Source organism: Hymenobacter sp. (assembly GCF_031398885.1).
In the GTDB taxonomy this organism is placed as follows: Bacteria; Bacteroidota; Bacteroidia; order Cytophagales; family Hymenobacteraceae; genus Hymenobacter.
In genome coordinates this window covers 1-17,977 of sequence record NZ_JANNOD010000004.1, presented here as the reverse complement: position 1 = coordinate 17,977, position 17,977 = coordinate 1, and the positions used below count along the sequence as shown (strand labels likewise).

The window sequence follows — 17,977 nt, the reverse complement described above, 5'->3', positions numbered from 1 at the left end:
CGGGTCGTGGCCGGTTTCGATGCGGGCCAGCTGCGACTGGCTCACGCCAAGCCAGGCTGCCAGCTCGGCCTGACGCAGGCCAAAGCGCGCGCGCACCCGGCACAGGTCGGGGGCGTAGCTCATGTGCGGCGGCGGGCGGTGCCGCCCGGGTCTAATATTTTTGAATGCAGCACGGAAAATATTAGAAAACAGCTTCTAATATTTTTTATTTGAATCTTAAAAATATTAGCCCGGGCGCGGCCTGCCCCAGCGCCGGCCGGGGCGCCCGCCGCCCGCTACGGCCACAGCTGCTGGAGCAGCAGCACGGCCGCGATGCCCAGCGCCGCGCCGCTGGTGGTCAGCAACCAGTCGCGCCGGGCCACGCGCAGCCCGCGCAGCAGCCCCGCCCCCACCAGCAGGATGGTGGCCACCACCAGCACCTGGCCGATTTCAACGCCCACGTTAAAGGCGAACAGTTCCTGCATCGGGCGGCTGTTGGCCCCCAGCAAGGCCCGCAGGTAGTTGGAGAACCCCAGGCCGTGCACGAGGCCAAACCCCAGCGCCAAGGCGTTGGGCACGGCGGCCAACACGGGCGCCCGGGGGGCCAGCATCTGGTTGGCCCCGCGCAGATTGACCAGCGCCGTGACCATAATGGTGAGCGGAATCAGGGCCTCAGTAATGGCGGGATTAAACGCCACCAGGCCCAGCGTGGCCAGCGCCAGCGTGAGCGAGTGCCCCACCGTGAAGCTGGTGACCAGGGCCAGCACCCGCCGCCAGTCGGCCAGCACGTAGGGCGCGCACAGAGCCAGCAGGAACGTGAGGTGGTCGGCTGCCCGCGGCGTGCAAATGTGCAGGAAGCCAAGCTCCAGGTAGGTTTGAAAAACGGACATTCATTATGCTATACTCGTCGCGAAGGAGGATGCGGGGGCGTGCCCGTTTTCGCAAGTTACTTCAGGCGCCCGCCGCCCGCGTCAAAGACGCAAAACCAGTAGGCAGCGCGTCGGAGACGCACGCCAGCCAGCAACGCGCAGCCAGCAGGTGCGCCAGCCACATCTGAATGGCAGCACAAAAAAAAGCCCTGACCACGCGGCCAGGGCTTTTTTCACCAAGGATTTCACCAAGGAATGGTTACCCGGCTATTCTTTCACGATGCGGCGGGTGTCGAGGCCGCCCTCGGTTTTGGCCCGCAGGACGTAGATGCCCGAGGGCAGGGACGCCAGATTCACTGCCTGCGTGGTGGTACCAGCCGAGGCGGGCACCGCAACAGTGAACACCACCTGGCCCAGGGCGTTGAACACGGTCAGCTCGGTCGCCTTGCGGTAGCCGGTCAGCTGCACGCGCAGCTGGCCGTCGCGGGTCGGGTTTGGGAACACGCTCAGCGAGCTGCCGGCCAGCGGCTTGCGGCTGGACGTCACCGTGAGCGGGAGCGACGGCGCCGAGGCGCAGCCGTTGGCGTTGGTCGTGACCACGGTGTAGGCCCCGAGCTGGGCCGGCGTGCCGTTCACCACGTAGGTTTGGCCGGTGGCCCCCGCAATGGCCACGCCATTGAGGAAAAACTGGTTGCCGGTGGTCGCGCTCGAAGTGAGCGTCGTGGTCGCGCCGTTGTACGCAACGCTAATGGTCGGCGTGGCCGGCAGAGCATTCACCACCACCGCGGTGGCGGCCGAAGTAGCCGAGCAGCTCCCCGCGTTGGTCACAATCACCGTGTAGGCACCGCCGGCCGTGGCGGTGTAGGTGGCCGAAGTGGCGCCCGCAATGTTGGCGCCGTTCAGTTGGAACTGGTAGGTGTTGCCAGCACCCGCCGGGGCCGTCAGCACCACCGAGCCCCCTTGGCAGAAGGTGGTGGGCGTGGTGGTGGCGATGGCTGCCGTGGGCGCCGCGTTGATGGTGACGCTCGTGGTGGCCGTGGCCGCCGCGCAGCCTCCTGAAGCGGCTATGGTGTTGGTCACGGTGTAAGTACCCGGCGTGCTGCTTGCCAGCGTGAGGGCGCCGGTGGTGGCGTTAATTATCAGGCCCGCCGTGGAGGAGAACACCCCGGCGCTGGCACCCGGCGCGAAGGCGGGCGTCGGGTTGGGCGCACCGCCCACGCAATACGCGGCGCTGGCATACGAGAAGGCAGCAAGCGGCGCGCTGGTCACCGTCACCGAAGCTGTCGCCGTCGACGGGCAGGTGCCGCCGACGCTGTAGGTCACCACGTAAGTACCCAGGGTGCTGGCCGCCAGGTTGATGACGCCGGTGGCAGCATCAAGGCTCAAGCCCGTGGTCGAAGAGAACGTGCCACCGGCCGTGCCCGTCACCGTGGGCGTGGGGTTGGGGCCGCTGGCGCAGAACGTCGCACCAGCATAGGCGAACGTGGCCGTAGTAGCCGGGTTCACCGTCACCGCCACCGGAGCCGAAGTAGCCGAGCAGCCCACCGCGCTGGTCACCACCACGGTGTACACACCACCGGCCGAAACCGTGGCCGTGTACGTGGCGCTGGTGGCGCCGGCAATGTCGGCGCCGTTGAGCTGGTACTGGTACATGGCGCCTGCAACCGGCACGGCCTCCAAGGTCAGGGTGCCGGAACCGCAGAAGGTGGTGGGCGTGCTGGCGGTCAGGCTGGCGGCGGGCAAGGGGTAAACTATCACCGTCACCGGCGCGGAGAACACCGTGCGGCCATCGGCCGTGGTGATGACGGCGCGGAACGTGGTAGTGACGGTCAGGTTGGTGAAAGCCAGCGTGGCCGTCGTATTGGCGCCGGCCACGTCCACGAAGCCCGAGCCGCTGTCGGCCTGGTATTTCTCCACGGTGCCCACGCTGTTGGTCAGCGTGAGGGTACCGGAATTGGGGCCGGTGCACACGGCGGCCACCGAGCTCGTGAGCGCGCCGCCTTCCGTATTGGCCAGCACGAAGAAATCGCTGCCGGGCGTCAGGGCAAGGGTTGACACCGTGCCCGGAGCGGGCCCCGTAGCGGCCGCCCCCCCAATCGAGGCGTAGGCGCCGTCGGCCGCGTCGGCCTGGGCCACCACGGCGGTGGCCGCGTTGCCCACTACGTCGTCGGCGCCGGCGCTCAGCTGCACCGTGGCGGTGGCCGGCAGGCTGGCCGAGTTTTCGAGGCGCACGTAGCGGGTGGGGTTCAGGTTGGTCACCGGCGCCTCGCCCGCACCGCCCGTGGCCCCGCTCACCACCGTGGCCGTAAACGTTTGGTCGGTGCTGGCGACAATGCCCGCCACCACCACCGGCCGCCAGCCGGCGGCGTCGCCCACGGCAAACGTGCGCGCCACGGCCGGGGCGCTGTTGACCGTGATGCCCAGCGGGCCGTTCACGTAGGAGGTAGCCGAGCCGGTGGGGTAGATGGCTGCCGCTTTGGCTACAATCACCTTGCTGGCAGCCGAGGTGGTCAGAACGCCGGAAGTGAGCGTGAACGAGTCGAAACCGCCGGTTACGGTCAGGTTTCCCCCCGCCAGCGTCACGCCCTGCGGATTATTGATGTCGAGGTAGAGGGCACTGCGGGTGGCGGGAATTTCGAGGCCTGTTGTACGGGCGGTTGTTTCGGGATTGTAAATTAAGTACAGGCCTGAAGGAGCCGTGATGTTAAACGTGGGGCTCACATCGAACGTGCCAGCGGAAGCGGTGGGCGCGGTCGTGCCGTACGAAATCAAGGCCAGACTATTACCTGACCCGAAAACAGTCAGGTTATTAGCGTTCAAAACGTTGCCCTGAAACATGGCGACGTTGCGCGTGACGAGCGGAACGTTGATGGAAACCCCCGGGCCGCTGTTATCGAATGATACTTGGCTGATGGGGCTCGTGAACGTGCCCGTACCGCCGATGGTTTGCGCGGCATTGCCCTGGAAGTACAAGCGGCTGCCATCGGTGGTCGGGGTCGCGACGGTGCTTGCGGTAAAGGTTCCGTTGTTGGTAATGCTTGCGCCGAGCTGCACCAACGTGGTGGCGCCCAGGTTGAACGTGGCCCCGGTGGTAACCAGCAGCGTGCCGAAGTTGACGACGGTGCCCGCCTGCGTGGCCGTTTTGGCCGTGCCGGTGTTGTCGACCACGACGCTCGGCGTGTAGCCGTTGAGGCGGAAGTTGAAGTTGGTGGCCGTGGCGGCCGTGCCCACTTGCAGCGTGCCGCCCGTGATGTTGGGCGTGCCCGTCACGTTGTAGTCCAGGCCCGGCGTGGCCGCGCCGTTGCGGTTTACCAGGTTGATGGTGCCGCCCGAAATATCCACAACGACGGCCGAAACCGCAACGCCCGTGGCCGCAAACAGCCCGAAGCTGGAGTTGGACGAGGTGCTGCCAATGACCATGTTGTTCAGGGTGCCGCCGCTCAGCGTGAAGGTGATGGGCAGGCCGCCATTGCTGAACCGACCGGCCACGTTCACCGTGCCCCCCTCCTGGGTGTATGCGGCCCCGGAGCCAAAGGTGAGCGAGTTGCCGATGCTGGTGCCCACGTTGAATGTGCCCGCCGAAACGCGCAGCGAGCCACTCACCACGGGCGAGCCGTTGCGGCCCGCCACAGTGAAGTTGGGGTTGTTGAGCCACAGCCCGCCGGTGGCGGGGATGACGTAGCTGCCCGCCGTGCCGCCCACCACCTGGCTGCTGCGGGAGGCCGTGCCCGAGATTTTCAGGGTACCGGTCATGTCGTCGGCGGGAGTGGCCGCCGTGGTGCGCGTGAGCAGGAAGCCGTCGCCGGCGGTGGCGCTGCCTTTCACCGACAGCGTCGGCAGGTCCAGGTCCACCACGTCGGCGCGCACGGCCTTGGCCAGGGTCACCGTTTGGAGGTCGGTGGTGCCCGTGCCGCCGAAGGTGACGCTGCCGGCCCCCGTGAAGCGGAGGTCGGAGCCGATGGTGGCGCTGCTGCTCAGGTCGAGCGTGCCGTTGTTGGTCACGCTGCCGGCCACCTGCAGCTGGTAGGCCGTGGTGGCCGAGGTGAGCAGCGCGCCCGTGGCGGCCACAGTCAGCGAGCCCGCGGCGGCGGCCACATCCAGGGTCACGGTCGCACCGGCCGCAACGGTGACGTCATCGGCAGCGGTGGGTACCACGCCCCCCACCCAGGTGGTCGGGTCGCTCCAGTTGCCGCCCGTGGCAGTGGAGACGATGGCGGCCAGGATGCCGCGGTGGCGGACCGGTGGGCTAGCCACTTCCAGCCTGGCCGGAGCCATCGGCGCGGGCAGGGCCGGCCGCGCGCGCGCGACCACTGCCGTGGGCTTCAGCCGCATGGCTTGTTGCCCAAAGGCGGGGCCCAGCCCCAGCAGTCCCAGCGCAGCCGCCAAAGCGGGCTTCCAGAAGGGAGATTTTCGGGCAATTCTTCTCACTGTTAGGGGATTAGCTGGTAGGTATTGCATCATGCGGAGAAAAAGAATGATTGAGTGAAAAATTAGGTGATGAAAGAAACGGATGATAAAAATGGACACCCACGAGTTGTCAGGTCCGCAGAAAATTGTCTGTTAGCTTTTCTAAATAGTTCTATAACACCGATTTATTGTTTCCAAAGAGTCGGAAATATACCGATTAATCTGGCTCTGCCGGCTCTTGCCATCCCCCACTCTGCTGAATTAAAAAGCCGTTTTCCACCATGAGAAGCAACGGCTACAAAAAAATCAGCCAGAAGTTCTACGCCCAAAATTGACTGTCCCCAGCTAATCTCCTTGCGTCGCGCGCTTTACGAGAATAACAAGATGTGGCCTTCGCGAAATAACCGGCACACCAGCCCACCCGTGTTGCGCCGTATTTGCCAAAAAATGTTTTGGCAAGGGGTGAGTAGTCGAGTGTTTACCGGGCGCAACGAATGCGGCTAACGCATCGCCGAGGCGGTAGTGCCTCGTAGCTTCCACGTGCCCGGCCGGTTACGGCGCCCGCCGCGAACGGCTGGCCGTGGCGGGCGCTGGAACGGGGCCGGCCATTACCCGCACCGGTCGTGCGTTGGCTGCCACTTGTTGGCGGGTAAAGGCAGTTGGTGCAGCCATCGTCGAATGTCGTGTAAGAACCTATCCGAGAAATACTTCGGCTGCGCACCCGCCCGTCATGCTGAGCCTGCCGAAGCATCTCGCCCGCTTCGTCAAAACCGTTCAACGAAGCGGGCGAGATGCTTCGGCAAGCTCAGCATGACGTTCTATTTATTTTTCGGATGGGTTCTGAGAAATCTTCTCGGCTTCTCGGCTCCCCGCCGGCCAGCCTTGCTCTGGGGCGGCCCGCGGCCGTGGCGCAAGCAGCGAAAGTTGCCGGGCTGTCGATGCCGACGTGCGGCTAACCAAAGCGCGGGCCGCCCCCGTTGAAGGGTGCCGGTGCGCACAAAGCCAAAGCGGAAGCAGGCGGCGAAGGTACTCCCGTGACTCGCCGGAGCGCGCGCGAAACGACAGGGACTCGCGGGCGCAGCGGCCTGCTCTGGCTACATTTGCTTTGATAGGTAAGATGTTCGTGCGCCTGTCAGCGCCGTTTACCGCTGCTCGGTTGCCACGCGAGCATTTTCAACTAGCATTTTAGTTATCAACGTGTTTCATTCATTCCAACTCTTCTGCGCTATTCTACAGCTGTCCGCAATCATTGCCACCGCTAACGCGCAAACCCTGCCCACGGCTGCGCCCGCTCCGGCCGCGGCCCCCGCCGCGGCCCCCGCCATGGGCAGCTACCTGACCCGCGCCGACACGGCCCGCGCCGTCCACGAGCTGTTTCGGAGCCGGCGCGGGGGCGGCGTGGGCTGGCTGGCGCTGGGCACCGCCGGCATCCTGGCTTCCACCTTACCAGCCCAGCAAAGCACCAGCGCCGGAGTTTGGGCGCCCGGGGTGGTGGCCGGCTCGGCTTTCCTGTTGATTGGACTGAACAAGCGCATTCAATTTCGGCCCGGCCGCGAGCGGCAAGTGTTGAGCGAACTGGCTGCCACCGGTCATTTGCCGGCCAACGTGACGCGCCGCCTGCGCGGCAATTTCGCTCCGCTGCACGGCACGGCTTCTGCCGGTAACCCCTTGCTGGCAAAAGGCCTCGCCCCGGGTACCCCTTTCCCCGGCAGCCCCGCCCCTACCCCGGCCCAACTCCTGGCCGATGCTCGGCAAGACACGCTTGATGCCGTGCAAGGGCTGTTCAATGCCAAGCAGTTGGGCGGGCGATTGCCCATTCTGCTGGCTTTGCCCGGGCTGCGCTTGATGACGGGCGCCGCCAAAACGAATACCTCTGCTCCTCCCTCGGTGCAGCCCCAGAGCAGCGAACCTTCCGGCGGGCAGGTGGCCGCGGGCCTCCTGCTAATGACGGGCGGGGTGGCGTACATGTTCATTCACAACGCGCCCTACACGGACGCCAAGTTTGCAACCCTACGCGCCAGCTACCTGGCCGGCGGCCCCCTGCCCCACGCGCTCCGGGCGCAGCTGAAGGAAAAGCATATTGCGGCGGGGCGTACTTACCGCGAAAAAATGGAGCGCAAAGCGGCCCGCCGCTGAAGCGAGAAATTGAGCTGCTAAGCAGCCATTGCTCCGTTTGTCAGGCGCACGATTCCAGCTGCCTGCTCTGACCGATGCTCTTCACCAAGCACGGCCCCGCGCCCGGGCCCCCGCGGTACCAGTGGCAGCAGTCACACAGCTAACAACCGCTGCGCCTCACCCGGGCGAGTGACCAACAATTCCCCAGCCCTGAAACCTTTTGGGTCACCAGTAGCAACGGCGGCCAGGTTCGGTACGCTCAGCGCGGCGAAGTATTGATGGCATCTTCCACGTCAACAAAGTCCGAATCCAACGCGGCTTGCACCACGGCGGCATCCACCGCCACCACGCGCACCAACCGCGCCAGTTTGCGCAACGCCTCCCGCGCCGGTTGCGCGCCGAACTGCTTGCGCAACGTGTAAAATACGTGGCTAAAACACAGGCTCGCCACATGCAGCGTAGCTCGGCCCTCGTATGCTGCTGCCTGGAATAAGGCCGCCGCAGCCGCGCCGTTCGGCTCGCGCCGCCCCAGGTAGTCGAACACGACGTTGGTATCCAAAAAGAAGTGACACATTACAAAGCCGGGTCGTCGGGTTGCGTCTTATAATCGAAATCGTCCGGCAGGGACAAGATGCCATACAGTTCTGCCACGGCCGGGGCCAGCGGTTGAGCAGTCGATTTTGCTACCACTTGGCGCAAATACTCCTCCACCAGCGCCGCCAAGCTACGGCCCTGCTGCTGGGCGTATTGCTCAGCCTGCTGGGTCACTTCGTCGCTCAACTCAAGGGTAATGGACATGACCGGAGGAAATAGGTTGAAGTAAAGATAACGCCGGCTGCATGAGACTGGTTTCCATCTCCGCTACTGCCGCCGTGGCTGCCGCGGCATGGGTAGCGGGAGTTTCTCGCGGGTGTGCAGTAGCGAATCAGGGGACCAGCGCAGCAATTCGCACCATTTTGTAGACCTTCGGCGTTAACTTGCTGCTGACCTCTACGCATCATTGACATGACTCCCACTGCTCCCATCCAGCCCACCAAGCTCAATAGCTTACAAATTAGTTTACTCCGTTTATTTGAGCGCGGCATGAGCGACGAAGACACCCTGGAAATTCGGGAGTTGGTGGTCGCGCACATGTCAAAAAAGTTGCTGGCAGAGGTAGAGCGTGTGAACGAGGAACGCGGCTATGCCGCAGCCGACATTGAGGCCATGCTGAACGACCCATCCTGATGCAGCGTCTGGTAGTAGACACCAATTGTCTGCTGGCTTCGATTAACCCACGCGGCGTTTATTTCAAGCTTTATGAATTGTTCATGGCGAAGGCATTCGAATGGGTAATCAGCAACGAAATCCTGACGGAATATGAGGAGCAAGTGACGCACCGCTACTCGGCTGGCACCGCCCAGCAAGTTCACGAAGTGCTGATTACGGCTTCCAATACCTATTTACAAGAAGCCTATTACAAATGGCAACTGATTGAAGCCGACCCGGACGACAACAAATTCGTGGACGTAGCCATTGCCGCCAACGCCGATTATCTGGTCACCAATGACCGGCACTTTGAGGTGCTCAAGCAGCTGGAGTTTCCACGAGTACCCGTCATCAGCTTGCAGGAATTTCTAGGTGGCATTTGATAGGTTGAATATGAAAGCCCCGCCAGCAATATGCTGGTGGGGCTTTTTTTGCCCCCCCGCCCCGCCGCCGTGGCTGCCGCGGCCGGGGTAGCGGGAGTTTCGGCAGGCGTACCTATTAGCCAGGTAGGCCGCAAAAGCTGTTTTGGGGCTCATTTGGCTCCCAAGTAGGGCCTAAAAGTCCTTTTGGGGCTTCCCTAGGAACTGGAGAGGCTGGAGAAGCAGTTGGAATATCAGTTAAAGCCAGATTCGTTAAATCTAAATTGAAAATTCATAATAATACATATTTATTTTAAATATTTATTATTATGTTTGCATCTGATTCGCACAAACTTAATCGGAGTGTGTGTGAATCCTTTAGCGAGCACTCAAGTGAGAAGTCCGATAAAGTAGATGAGCTCGTTTCCACTCTCGTAAACTGGTATCATTCTGTACTCGCAAGCAACTTTGCAATAAGGGCCAGAATTATTTTTCTGACCTTAATGATGTTGGCAACACCTTTAGTTACCGCAGTTAAAATGTTTAACGATTACAAAGAATTGAACACCTTAAAAAACGAAATGCTTATGGAAAAAGAGAAATTAAATGCAAACCCTAATAATTTACAGAGCGCAGATACTTTGATTTCAGTGCGAGGGCAGAAATTTGAGCAATATTCTATTGGACAAAGTATTACATAGCCGATTAGGCATAAAAAAAGCGACAGGTGACTGTCGCTTTTTTTATGCCTATAGATTTAAAATAATTTAATCATCTCGATTTCTTTATTAGCTTCAACCTCTAAATCAAACAGACCTAGCATTCCGTTTTCGCTAAGATTAAACCCAAACGCTATTGAATCATATGCAAAGTAAGCCAAAGGGTCACTTACAGGGTTTCGCTGAAACTTACCATGACTCTTAAAGGCTGAAAAAACATCTATCAAAGTAGATTCTCCCACTTTCAAACCATCTGATGTTTTGCTAGCAAATGGCTGATAAATCTTTATGATAAAAATGGTCTGCTTAGAATCAGCTATTTTGTAAAAAAATGATAGCCCAAAAGAGGCATATCTATGCTCTCTGCTAAAGCTATTATGTTCAAACACCCTGTATTCATTACCGAACATCTTAACCGCGTCAGTAATCGATGATTTATGCACGGTAACTTTTCTAAATAATGATTCTTTCAATGCATTGCGCTCAATAACCATGTCTTATTTAAATTAAGTTGTTTGAAAAGCAAAGATGTGCTAAAGACAAATGTTATACTGCTGGCAGCATCACCATTGCAAATGTAAGCAACATTCGGATGGTCTCCACCAAGTGAGCCTCTGACATTGGTGCCCAACCTTTGGTGTCGGTAGTATAGGTACTTTTACATCCAAGTTTCATGGATTTCCCTGTACTCATGCACCACAGGTCGAATGGAAACGACTCTGCCTATTACAAAACCAAATAACAAAAAGTCCCGCCAGCACGACACTGACGGGGCTTTCCCATACACAACCAACCAAATTACACCGCCGGCATTTCCACGTTCTCGAACTTCACCGCGCCGTCTTCCAGCACGGCTTCTACCACGGCGTCTTTGCTCACGCGGCCGGAGAGAATGTCCTTCGACAGCTCGTTCAGAATCACGCGCTGGAGCACACGCTTGAGCGGGCGGGCACCGAACTGCGGGTCGAAGCCGGCTTCGCCCAGGTGGTCGAGCACTTCGCTGGTGGCTTCGAGCTGGATGCCGGCCTCGGCCAGGCGCTGCTGGATTTGCCGGAACTGGATGTCGACGATGCGGCGGATTTCCTTGCGCTTGAGGGGCTGAAACATCACGATTTCGTCGATGCGGTTCAGGAACTCGGGGCGCATGTGCTGCTTGAGGCGCTCCAGCACTTCGTCGCGGGTGCGGTCGACGACCTCCTCGTGGTTGAACTCGTTGAGCTCCTTGAAGTTCTTCTGGATGAGGTCGGCCCCGGTGTTCGAGGTCATGATGATGATGGTGTTCTTGAAGTTCGCCACCCGGCCTTTGTTGTCGGTGAGGCGGCCGTCGTCGAGCACTTGCAGCAGGATGTTGAACACGTCGGGGTGCGCTTTCTCGATTTCGTCGAGCAGCACCACCGAGTAGGGCTTGCGGCGCACGGCCTCCGTGAGCTGGCCGCCTTCGTCGTAGCCCACGTAGCCGGGAGGCGCGCCTATCAGGCGCGAGGTGGCGTGGCGCTCCTGGTACTCGCTCATGTCGATGCGGACCATGGCGTTTTCGTCGTTGAACAAATACTCGGCTAAGGCCTTGGCCAGCTCGGTTTTGCCCACGCCGGTGGTGCCCAGGAAAATGAACGAGCCGATGGGCCGCTTGGGGTCTTGCAGGCCGGCGCGGGAACGGCGCACGGCGTCGGAAATGGCCGCGATGGCCTCCGCCTGGCCGGCTACTCGTTTCCCCAGCTCGGCTTCGAGATTCAGCAGCTTCTCGCGGTCCGATTGCAGCATTTTGCTCACCGGGATGCCCGTCCACTTGGCCACCACTTCGGCGATGGACTCGCTCGTGACGACTTCCTGGAGCATGGCGCCGCCGTCTTTGTTGGCCGCGGCTTCTTCCTGCAAGGTTTTCAGCTTGGCTTCGGCCTCCTGAATCTTGCCGTAGCGCAGCTCCGCTACCCGTGCATAATCGCCCTGGCGCTCGGCCTGCTCGGCTTCCAGCTTGAATTGCTCGATGGCTTCTTTTTGGGTTTGAATGCCGGTGAGGACGGCTTTTTCGCCTTCCCAGCGGGCTTTGAGGCTGTCGCGCTTGTCGTTTAGCTCGGCCAGGTCCTTGCTGAGGATGGCTTCGCGGTCACGGTTGTCTTCGCGGCGGATGGCTTCGCGCTCAATCTCCAGCTGCATGATGCGGCGCTGGATTTCGTCCAGCTCCACGGGCATGGAATTCAGCTCGATGCGGAGCTTGGCGGCGGCCTCGTCCATGAGGTCGATGGCCTTGTCGGGCAGAAACCGGTCGGTGATGTAGCGGGCGCTCAGCTCCACGGCCGCAATCACGGCGTCGTCGGTGATGCGCACGCCGTGGTGCAGCTCGTACTTTTCCTTGATGCCGCGCATGATGCTGATGGCGTCCTCAATGGTCGGCTCGTCCACCAGCACGGCCTGGAAACGGCGCTCCAGGGCCTTGTCCTTCTCGATGTATTTCTGGTATTCCTTGAGCGTGGTGGCGCCGATGGCGTGCAGCTCGCCGCGCGCCAGGGCGGGCTTGAGCAGGTTGGCGGCGTCCATGGCGCCCTCGCCCCCGCCGCCGGCCCCGATGAGGGTGTGCATCTCGTCGATGAAGAGCACAATCTGGCCGTCGGAGTCGGTCACTTCCTTGATGACGGCCTTCAGGCGCTCCTCAAACTCGCCCTTGTACTTGGCGCCAGCCACGAGCAGGCCCATGTCGAGGCTCATGATGACTTTGTCGCGCAGGTTTTCGGGCACGTCGCCGGCCACGATGCGCTGGGCCAGGCCCTCCACGATGGCGGTTTTGCCCACGCCGGGCTCGCCGAGCAGCACGGGGTTGTTTTTGGTGCGGCGCGAGAGGATTTGCAGCACGCGGCGGATTTCCTCGTCGCGGCCAATCACGGGGTCCATCTTGCCGCGCCGCACCTGCTCGTTGAGGTTCACGGCGTAGCGGTTCAGGCTCTGGTACTGGTCTTCGGCGCTCTGGCTGGTGACTTTGCGCCCGCCGCGCAGCTCCTGGATGGCGGCCTTCAGGTCCTTGTCGTTGAAGCCGGTGTCTTTGAGCAGCGTGGCCACGGCATCCTTGCCGCCGAGGATGCCCAGCAGCAGGTGCTCGACGGACACGAACTCGTCGCCGAGGTCCTTCATGGCCGCATTAGCGCGCTGCACGGCGGCGGCGGCCTCGTTGGCGAAGTAGGGCGAGCCGCCGCTCACCTTCGGGTAGGCGGCCACAATGGCATCGAGCCGCGGCGTGAGAATATTGAGGTTGGCGCCCAGCTTGTTGGCCAGAAACGAGAAGACGCTCTCGTCGCTCTGGAAGAGGCCCTTCAGCAAATGGCCCGTCTCGACGGCCTGCTGCTGGTTGCCGCCGGCTATTTCGGTGGCCTTCTGCACGGCCTCCTGTGCCTTGATGGTGAAGTTTTTAAAGTCCATGATGCGAGTCTCTAAGTAGGTGCTTCCAGGGTAGAAGTTCTACGAAGGGACTAGCAAAGGAGGTGCGAGTGTAGTTTTTCGGACTTTTAGGCGTAAACAATCACACAGCGGGGTGTAATTTCGGACATTATGACTCAGTTGTTATTGCTGATTAGCCACAATAGTATTTATAGAGGTCATTAAAGCTTTAAACTTCGTTAGCGTAGCAACTTCCAAATCTGCCTTGATTAATCTCCCATCTTTCACACGTAAGTAGAAATCAAATGCAATAACCGGTTTGGAAATACGAAGGTCTTTAGCAAGCTCAGAATTTTGCTTGGTAGATGCAGTAAAAGAATTGTGTTGCAATAGGACTTTATAGAAATCGTTCTGGCTAAATAAGTCCTCGATTCCGTCACAATCTTTTATTTTATATATATTCTTGCGTGCTTCAACGTCATTATCCTGGTAGAGAGTTTTTTTGATACTATTGAAGACTCTTCTACCAGCACTGTCGTCGTCGAAAACAATACCAAAACTGATACCCCAACCTGTAAGAAGTAAAGCTAACTGTTCAATATTAGTTACACCTGTTGCTGGCAGGTAGTTATAATGCATATTCGAGGTAAGCAGTTCAAGTGCTAAAAGATAATAATATGCGCTTATCTCCTCTAGTATTATGTTGTTTTTTTTGCGATAACATTCTGATTTGACAGGTCAATACCCATATGTTCCAAAATTGGAGCTAGAGTATTAGTAGATGCAGTGCCTAACTGGTAAGCTGGAATAATAATAGTTTCACTCGACTCATCTGAATCATCTCTTCTTTGAATGGCTAACAATCGATGTAAATTTTTGAATTCTATTAGATGTTGAGAATGTGTTGAATAGAATACTTGGTTTGTCTGTCTAATATCTTCAAATACACTCAAAACATCCTCTTGAGCTCTGGCATGCAAATTTGCGCCTGGCTCATCAATTAAGAACATTGATTTAGCATTTTTATTTTCCATTGAATCTGCCTTAAGTGACAAATAAAATGATAGAAACCACCTCACGCCTTTGCTCCTTTGCTTTGGGTGCAATATATGCTCATCGTCTTTCACCCAGAATTCAAGATATGGCTTGCCAGCAGAAGTTTTATAACTAGCGTCTCTATTCTTTAACTCTATTTCAACAGATATTTTATTGCCTTTACCAATTTTCTGAGTCCAAAAATCTTGAAATTTTGTTGTAATATTTTTATTCACTGAGTTCATGTACATCTTAACTGTACTGCTATTACCTGTTCTCAGCTTCTGTATGTCAATTTTCCCAACCTTTAAAAGATTTAGAACTGCGCGTTTCCCATCTATGGGCTTAGACCCAATTATGTCATCTATGTCCATTTCATTTGGCAACAGATTTGATTCGTCATTAAAAAACACGAATGATGGCTGGTATTTATAAAAAGCCTGAGCTAGCATGTTAGCATCTATATAAGGCTCTACAACAGGTTTTGTGGGTTGTATCACTTTATCAGACTTCTCTTCTTCCTCTTCCTCTTCCTCATCTTGCTCCTCATCATCTTTAACTTTCAAGGCAGCAAGACTTTGGGCAAGCATTGCAATTTTCGATGCTGCCGCTAATCTTTTAGCATCAGCTTCTTCTTTTGCTAACTTTAATTCCTCATTTATAACTGAAATTATATTATCTATAGAGTCGTCAAATTTTTCCTGCCTAAACTCAAGCTCTCCATCGATTGATGCAGCAGCTGTTTTTGTCATTTTCCAGTCCTGGCTCTTTATTACGGTAACTATTCTGTCTACATACTTTTTATCAGGAATGAAGGAAAGCAATGCCCTTGCAACATTTTCTTCTACTTCAAAGCTGCATGAGACTACCGGTGTAGTACCATCACTTCTAACAAAATCAGCTTCGATTTCATAAAGGCCATAAGAATTCAGAGCCTCAAGAACAGAGGACTTACCAGACTCATTTTGGCCAATCAAGCATGTTACTCCATCTTTTGAAACGTTGCACCACCCCGAATCAATTATTGATTTAAAATTCTGAATTCTAAAAGCAAGGAGTTTCATATAAAAGTTTGCGTCAAAAAAGGTTATCGAGAAAGTTGCTCATGCGTATAACATCCAAACTTATTGTTTCATATGCGTTAGCAAGCTACACAGAAGCTCTCGTTTCTCTCAGCGGCGGGGGCAGCGGGCGGGGTGTTGTGGGGGCAGCGGTTGTGGGTGCCGTGGGGCAGAAGCTGTAGTATCGTTCTAGCGGCGGGGGCAGCGGGCGGGGGTGGCGTGGGGCAGAAGCTGTGGTATCGTTCCGGCGGCGGGGGCAGCGGGCGGGGCGGCCGTGGTTTTGGCTGCTGTGGGGCAGCAGTTCCTATATCGTGCCAGCGGCTGGGGCAGCGGGCGGAGGAGGCCGTGGGGCAGAAGCTGTCGTATCGTGCCAGTGGCGGGGCGGCAGGTGGGGGCTACTTGGTTTCTTCTGATGAGTCCTTCAACTGTTCGTCTTCGTGTTCCTGTACCCAGTCCGCCAATACAATGCCGGCCATACTTGAAAAATGAGCGGTGTTGTGCGTGACCAGCGTTAGGCGATGGGCTACGGCGACGCTGCCAATCAGCATATCGAATTCGCCTTGCAAGCGGCCCAGTCGTTTTAGATGCGCTTTCTGTTGGGCGTAGGATTCCAGCGAATCGGAAATAGGCAAAATCCGCTCATCAAATAGCAATAGGAAATTATCGAGCCGCTGGCGGTTTGCCAATTGATGCGTGGGGGAGCTGTTGGCAACTCCGTAAAGAAGCTCGGCTACAGTCAGTTCACTCAAAAAGCAGTTGCTGATTTTAACACTCCTCAAGCGAGCAGCCAACTCATAATTGCCGTTGATGAGGTAAACGCAGATGTTGGTATCAAGTAGGTAAGCCGTCATAGGTTTACTTCTCGCGGAGCATCACGCCGGGAACCGTAAATCTGGCTCATTAGGTCTTCCTCCCCTTCCTCCTGCTGCCAAGAGCCAAATACTTTATCGAGCAATTCGTTTTGCTCTTGTTCCGACAAGGGGGCTTTTCCAATGAAATGTTGTACAGTCAACGAGTTCCGCTGCTCTAAAGCATCGGTTTTCAAAAAGCGGATAGTCATTTCCGGCAAGTCCTGTAACTTTCGCATGACGGAAGCGGCTTGCTCATCGGGAAATTCTAATTCAAGGGCTACTCTCATGTTACTAAGCTACACAGAGCCTCCCGTTTCTTCAGCGGCGGGGGCAGCGGGCGGGGGAACTGTTATTTATCTAACCCCATCTGTTGCGCAAACTCGGCCAGCGTCGTAATGCTGGTGGAACCGACGCTGCCCAGCACCAGCAAATCCTCATCGCCGGAAAGCAGGTAGTCGGCTTGGCTGTCCAGCGCCAGGTTGAGCAGGAAATTGTCTTTCGGGTCGCGGCACAACTCGACGGCCGACGTGACCGGTGTGGCGGGAAAGGCATCGAGATAGGCGCGAAACACGGTCAGGTTTTCGGCGGTGATGTACTTCCGGAACTTGGGCCGCTGCAGCGCTGCCCGCAGTTCATCTTTCAAGGCTTGGCTGAACACGAGCGTTATCCGTTTGTCAGCAGCAAGCCGCTTCACCCGCTGGCCGGTGAGGCTGTTTGGCAGAATGAACCGGCTTATCCAAGCGTTGGTATCGGCAATAACGCGCAGCTTACTTGCGCCGGGCATGCCGCTCGGTGCGTATGGCCTCTACTTCCCGCACAATGTCGGCCTCGGTCAACTCGGACGCGGCCATGCTTACCCGGTGCTGCACCTGCCTGCTGGCAGCATCAACCAGCTTCCCCAAGTTCTTCTGAATGCGCCCGGCCAGCAGCGCCTGCTGGCGCGGCGAAAAGCGCAACACGGCTTCGGCTACTTGCTGGTAATCGGTGAAGAGTGGTAGGGCTGGCATGAGGAAAATTGTAGTGTCCTTGCAAAACGAAGATACAACTTGGCTGGTTCGCCTGCCTCAGAAGCTGCTGTTTCTTCAGCGGCGGGGCAGCGGGCGGAGAGTATGGCCACCGCGTGGGGCAGAAGCTGTGGTATCGTTCCAGCGGCGGGGGCAGCGAGCGGGGCGTTATTCATCGCCGTAGTGGAAGCGGCAGGCAGCAACGCGCAATTCGTCGGCCGTGGCCTTGTACACAAGTCGGTGCTCGTGGTTGATGCGACGCGACCAATAGCCCCGTAAATCACCTTTTAACACTTCGGGTTTACCGGTTCCGGCGAGTGGCGTGCGTAGGCATTCTTTCAAAAGCGCATTGATTTTGCGCAGGATAGCGGGGTCCGTGCGTTGCCAGTACAGGTATTGCTCCCACGCTTCTTCGTCCCATGACAGCCTCATGCGTCGATGAGGTCGTGCTGTTGGCCTTTGCCGCGCTCCAGTCGCTCAATGGCACCTAACAGCCGCTCCCGGTTTGCCTTAGTGCTCAACAAATACTCGGTTTCGTCCTGCGGCTTGATTTTCGTACGAGCCGGCGTGGCTTTCACAAACGGCAGGCTTTGCAGCAGCTCCATCATGAAGGCCGCTTTGTTATCAGGAATTTCCAGCGTGATTTTCATACAATCCAAAACTACAAAGTTTCCGCTTAGTTCCTGACGCCTGCCCTAGAAGCCCTCATTTTTGCAGCGGCGGGCGCAGCGGGCAGTCTTTCCCTACGGCAAGGTCGCACCAGCCTGTTTTGCAATAAACGGTTTTAACTCCTCTATTGTGTCCACTACCTTGACAATATTGCCTGTCCGCTTCCCTAGATAGTGAGCCAGTTGTGAGTAGAGAAAAGCGTATTTTTCACTACCTGACAACTGAGACATGAAAAAGGGACGATTCAGCGAAGCCCAAATTGTGGCCATTCTGCAACAGCAAGCCAGCGGGCAAA

General features: G+C 57.6%; 20 protein-coding genes. 4 read left to right on the top strand and 16 right to left on the bottom strand.

Annotated elements, in window-relative coordinates:
* From RMO51_RS22545 to RMO51_RS00385, 3 genes are all read right to left on the bottom strand, one after another.
* A partial coding sequence (locus RMO51_RS22545; RefSeq protein WP_409025021.1) for a helix-turn-helix domain-containing protein occupies window positions 1-123 on the bottom strand: 123 nt, incomplete at its 3' end.
* A 152-nt stretch (window positions 124-275) separates the two neighbouring features.
* Entirely contained in the window at window positions 276-869 is a 594-nt protein-coding gene (locus RMO51_RS00390) for a HupE/UreJ family protein (RefSeq protein WP_310391003.1), read from the bottom strand.
* A 246-nt stretch (window positions 870-1,115) separates the two neighbouring features.
* Window positions 1,116-5,276 carry a T9SS type A sorting domain-containing protein gene (locus RMO51_RS00385; RefSeq protein WP_310391001.1) on the bottom strand — a complete coding sequence of 1,387 codons (4,161 nt, stop codon included), beginning with the start codon at window positions 5,274-5,276 and terminating at the stop codon, window positions 1,116-1,118.
* A 1,176-nt stretch (window positions 5,277-6,452) separates the two neighbouring features.
* On the opposite strand from RMO51_RS00385, the gene RMO51_RS00380 reads away from it, so the two are divergent.
* Entirely contained in the window at window positions 6,453-7,391 is a 939-nt protein-coding gene (locus RMO51_RS00380) for a hypothetical protein (protein ID WP_310390999.1), read from the top strand.
* A 238-nt stretch (window positions 7,392-7,629) separates the two neighbouring features.
* Here the strand turns inward: RMO51_RS00380 and RMO51_RS00375 are convergent, their stop codons facing one another.
* Window positions 7,630-7,929, bottom strand: coding sequence for a PIN domain-containing protein (locus tag RMO51_RS00375; protein WP_310390998.1), 300 nt, complete (start codon window positions 7,927-7,929; stop codon window positions 7,630-7,632).
* A 14-nt stretch (window positions 7,930-7,943) separates the two neighbouring features.
* Entirely contained in the window at window positions 7,944-8,168 is a 225-nt protein-coding gene (locus tag RMO51_RS00370) for a DUF6364 family protein (protein ID WP_310390995.1), read from the bottom strand.
* 207 nt (window positions 8,169-8,375) lie between these two features.
* Here RMO51_RS00370 and RMO51_RS00365 point away from each other — a divergent pair, with 207 nt between their 5' ends.
* The 3 genes from RMO51_RS00365 (at window position 8,376) to RMO51_RS00355 (ending at window position 9,678) form a co-directional block, all read left to right on the top strand.
* The gene (locus tag RMO51_RS00365) at window positions 8,376-8,597 is read left to right on the top strand and encodes a hypothetical protein (RefSeq protein ID WP_310390993.1); all 222 of its coding nucleotides are present in this window, start codon (window positions 8,376-8,378) and stop codon (window positions 8,595-8,597) included.
* Window positions 8,597-9,001 carry a putative toxin-antitoxin system toxin component, PIN family gene (locus RMO51_RS00360; protein WP_310390992.1) on the top strand — a complete coding sequence of 135 codons (405 nt, stop codon included), beginning with the start codon at window positions 8,597-8,599 and terminating at the stop codon, window positions 8,999-9,001. Before RMO51_RS00365 ends, RMO51_RS00360 begins: the two co-directional genes overlap by 1 nt.
* 305 nt (window positions 9,002-9,306) lie before the next feature.
* The gene (locus RMO51_RS00355; RefSeq protein WP_310390990.1) at window positions 9,307-9,678 is read left to right on the top strand and encodes a hypothetical protein; all 372 of its coding nucleotides are present in this window, start codon (window positions 9,307-9,309) and stop codon (window positions 9,676-9,678) included.
* Window positions 9,679-9,734: 56 nt separating this feature from the next.
* Here RMO51_RS00355 and RMO51_RS00350 read toward each other — a convergent pair whose 3' ends face one another.
* The 11 genes from RMO51_RS00350 to RMO51_RS00300 form a co-directional block, all read right to left on the bottom strand.
* Entirely contained in the window at window positions 9,735-10,190 is a 456-nt protein-coding gene (locus RMO51_RS00350) for a hypothetical protein (protein ID WP_310390989.1), read from the bottom strand.
* A 304-nt stretch (window positions 10,191-10,494) separates the two neighbouring features.
* Window positions 10,495-13,104, bottom strand: a complete 2,610-nt coding sequence (gene clpB / locus RMO51_RS00345; RefSeq protein WP_310390988.1) for an ATP-dependent chaperone ClpB — start codon at window positions 13,102-13,104, stop codon at window positions 10,495-10,497.
* A 141-nt stretch (window positions 13,105-13,245) separates the two neighbouring features.
* Window positions 13,246-13,701 (bottom strand): hypothetical protein, encoded by a 456-nt coding sequence (locus RMO51_RS00340; RefSeq protein ID WP_310390986.1) that lies wholly within the window; start codon window positions 13,699-13,701, stop codon window positions 13,246-13,248.
* Between the two features lie 59 nt (window positions 13,702-13,760).
* A complete protein-coding gene (locus tag RMO51_RS00335; protein WP_310390985.1) occupies window positions 13,761-15,161 on the bottom strand; it encodes an AAA family ATPase in 1,401 nt (466 codons plus the stop codon).
* 392 nt (window positions 15,162-15,553) lie between these two features.
* Entirely contained in the window at window positions 15,554-16,009 is a 456-nt protein-coding gene (locus tag RMO51_RS00330; RefSeq protein ID WP_310390983.1) for a PIN domain-containing protein, read from the bottom strand.
* The gene (locus RMO51_RS00325; RefSeq protein ID WP_310390982.1) at window positions 16,006-16,296 is read right to left on the bottom strand and encodes a hypothetical protein; all 291 of its coding nucleotides are present in this window, start codon (window positions 16,294-16,296) and stop codon (window positions 16,006-16,008) included. Before RMO51_RS00325 ends, RMO51_RS00330 begins: the two co-directional genes overlap by 4 nt.
* Before the next feature lie 62 nt (window positions 16,297-16,358).
* Window positions 16,359-16,793: a putative toxin-antitoxin system toxin component, PIN family gene (locus RMO51_RS00320; RefSeq protein ID WP_310390981.1), complete on the bottom strand. Its 435-nt coding sequence runs from the start codon at window positions 16,791-16,793 to the stop codon at window positions 16,359-16,361.
* A complete protein-coding gene (locus RMO51_RS00315; RefSeq protein ID WP_310390979.1) occupies window positions 16,777-17,016 on the bottom strand; it encodes a hypothetical protein in 240 nt (79 codons plus the stop codon). The genes RMO51_RS00320 and RMO51_RS00315 overlap by 17 nt, the downstream gene beginning before the upstream one ends.
* A gap of 165 nt (window positions 17,017-17,181) precedes the next feature.
* Window positions 17,182-17,445 (bottom strand): Txe/YoeB family addiction module toxin, encoded by a 264-nt coding sequence (locus RMO51_RS00310; protein WP_310390978.1) that lies wholly within the window; start codon window positions 17,443-17,445, stop codon window positions 17,182-17,184.
* Window positions 17,442-17,663, bottom strand: coding sequence for a hypothetical protein (locus RMO51_RS00305; RefSeq protein ID WP_310390976.1), 222 nt, complete (start codon window positions 17,661-17,663; stop codon window positions 17,442-17,444). The genes RMO51_RS00310 and RMO51_RS00305 overlap by 4 nt, the downstream gene beginning before the upstream one ends.
* A gap of 93 nt (window positions 17,664-17,756) precedes the next feature.
* Window positions 17,757-17,977, bottom strand: a 221-nt coding sequence (locus RMO51_RS00300; protein WP_310390974.1) for a hypothetical protein, incomplete at its 5' end; no start/stop codon positions are given.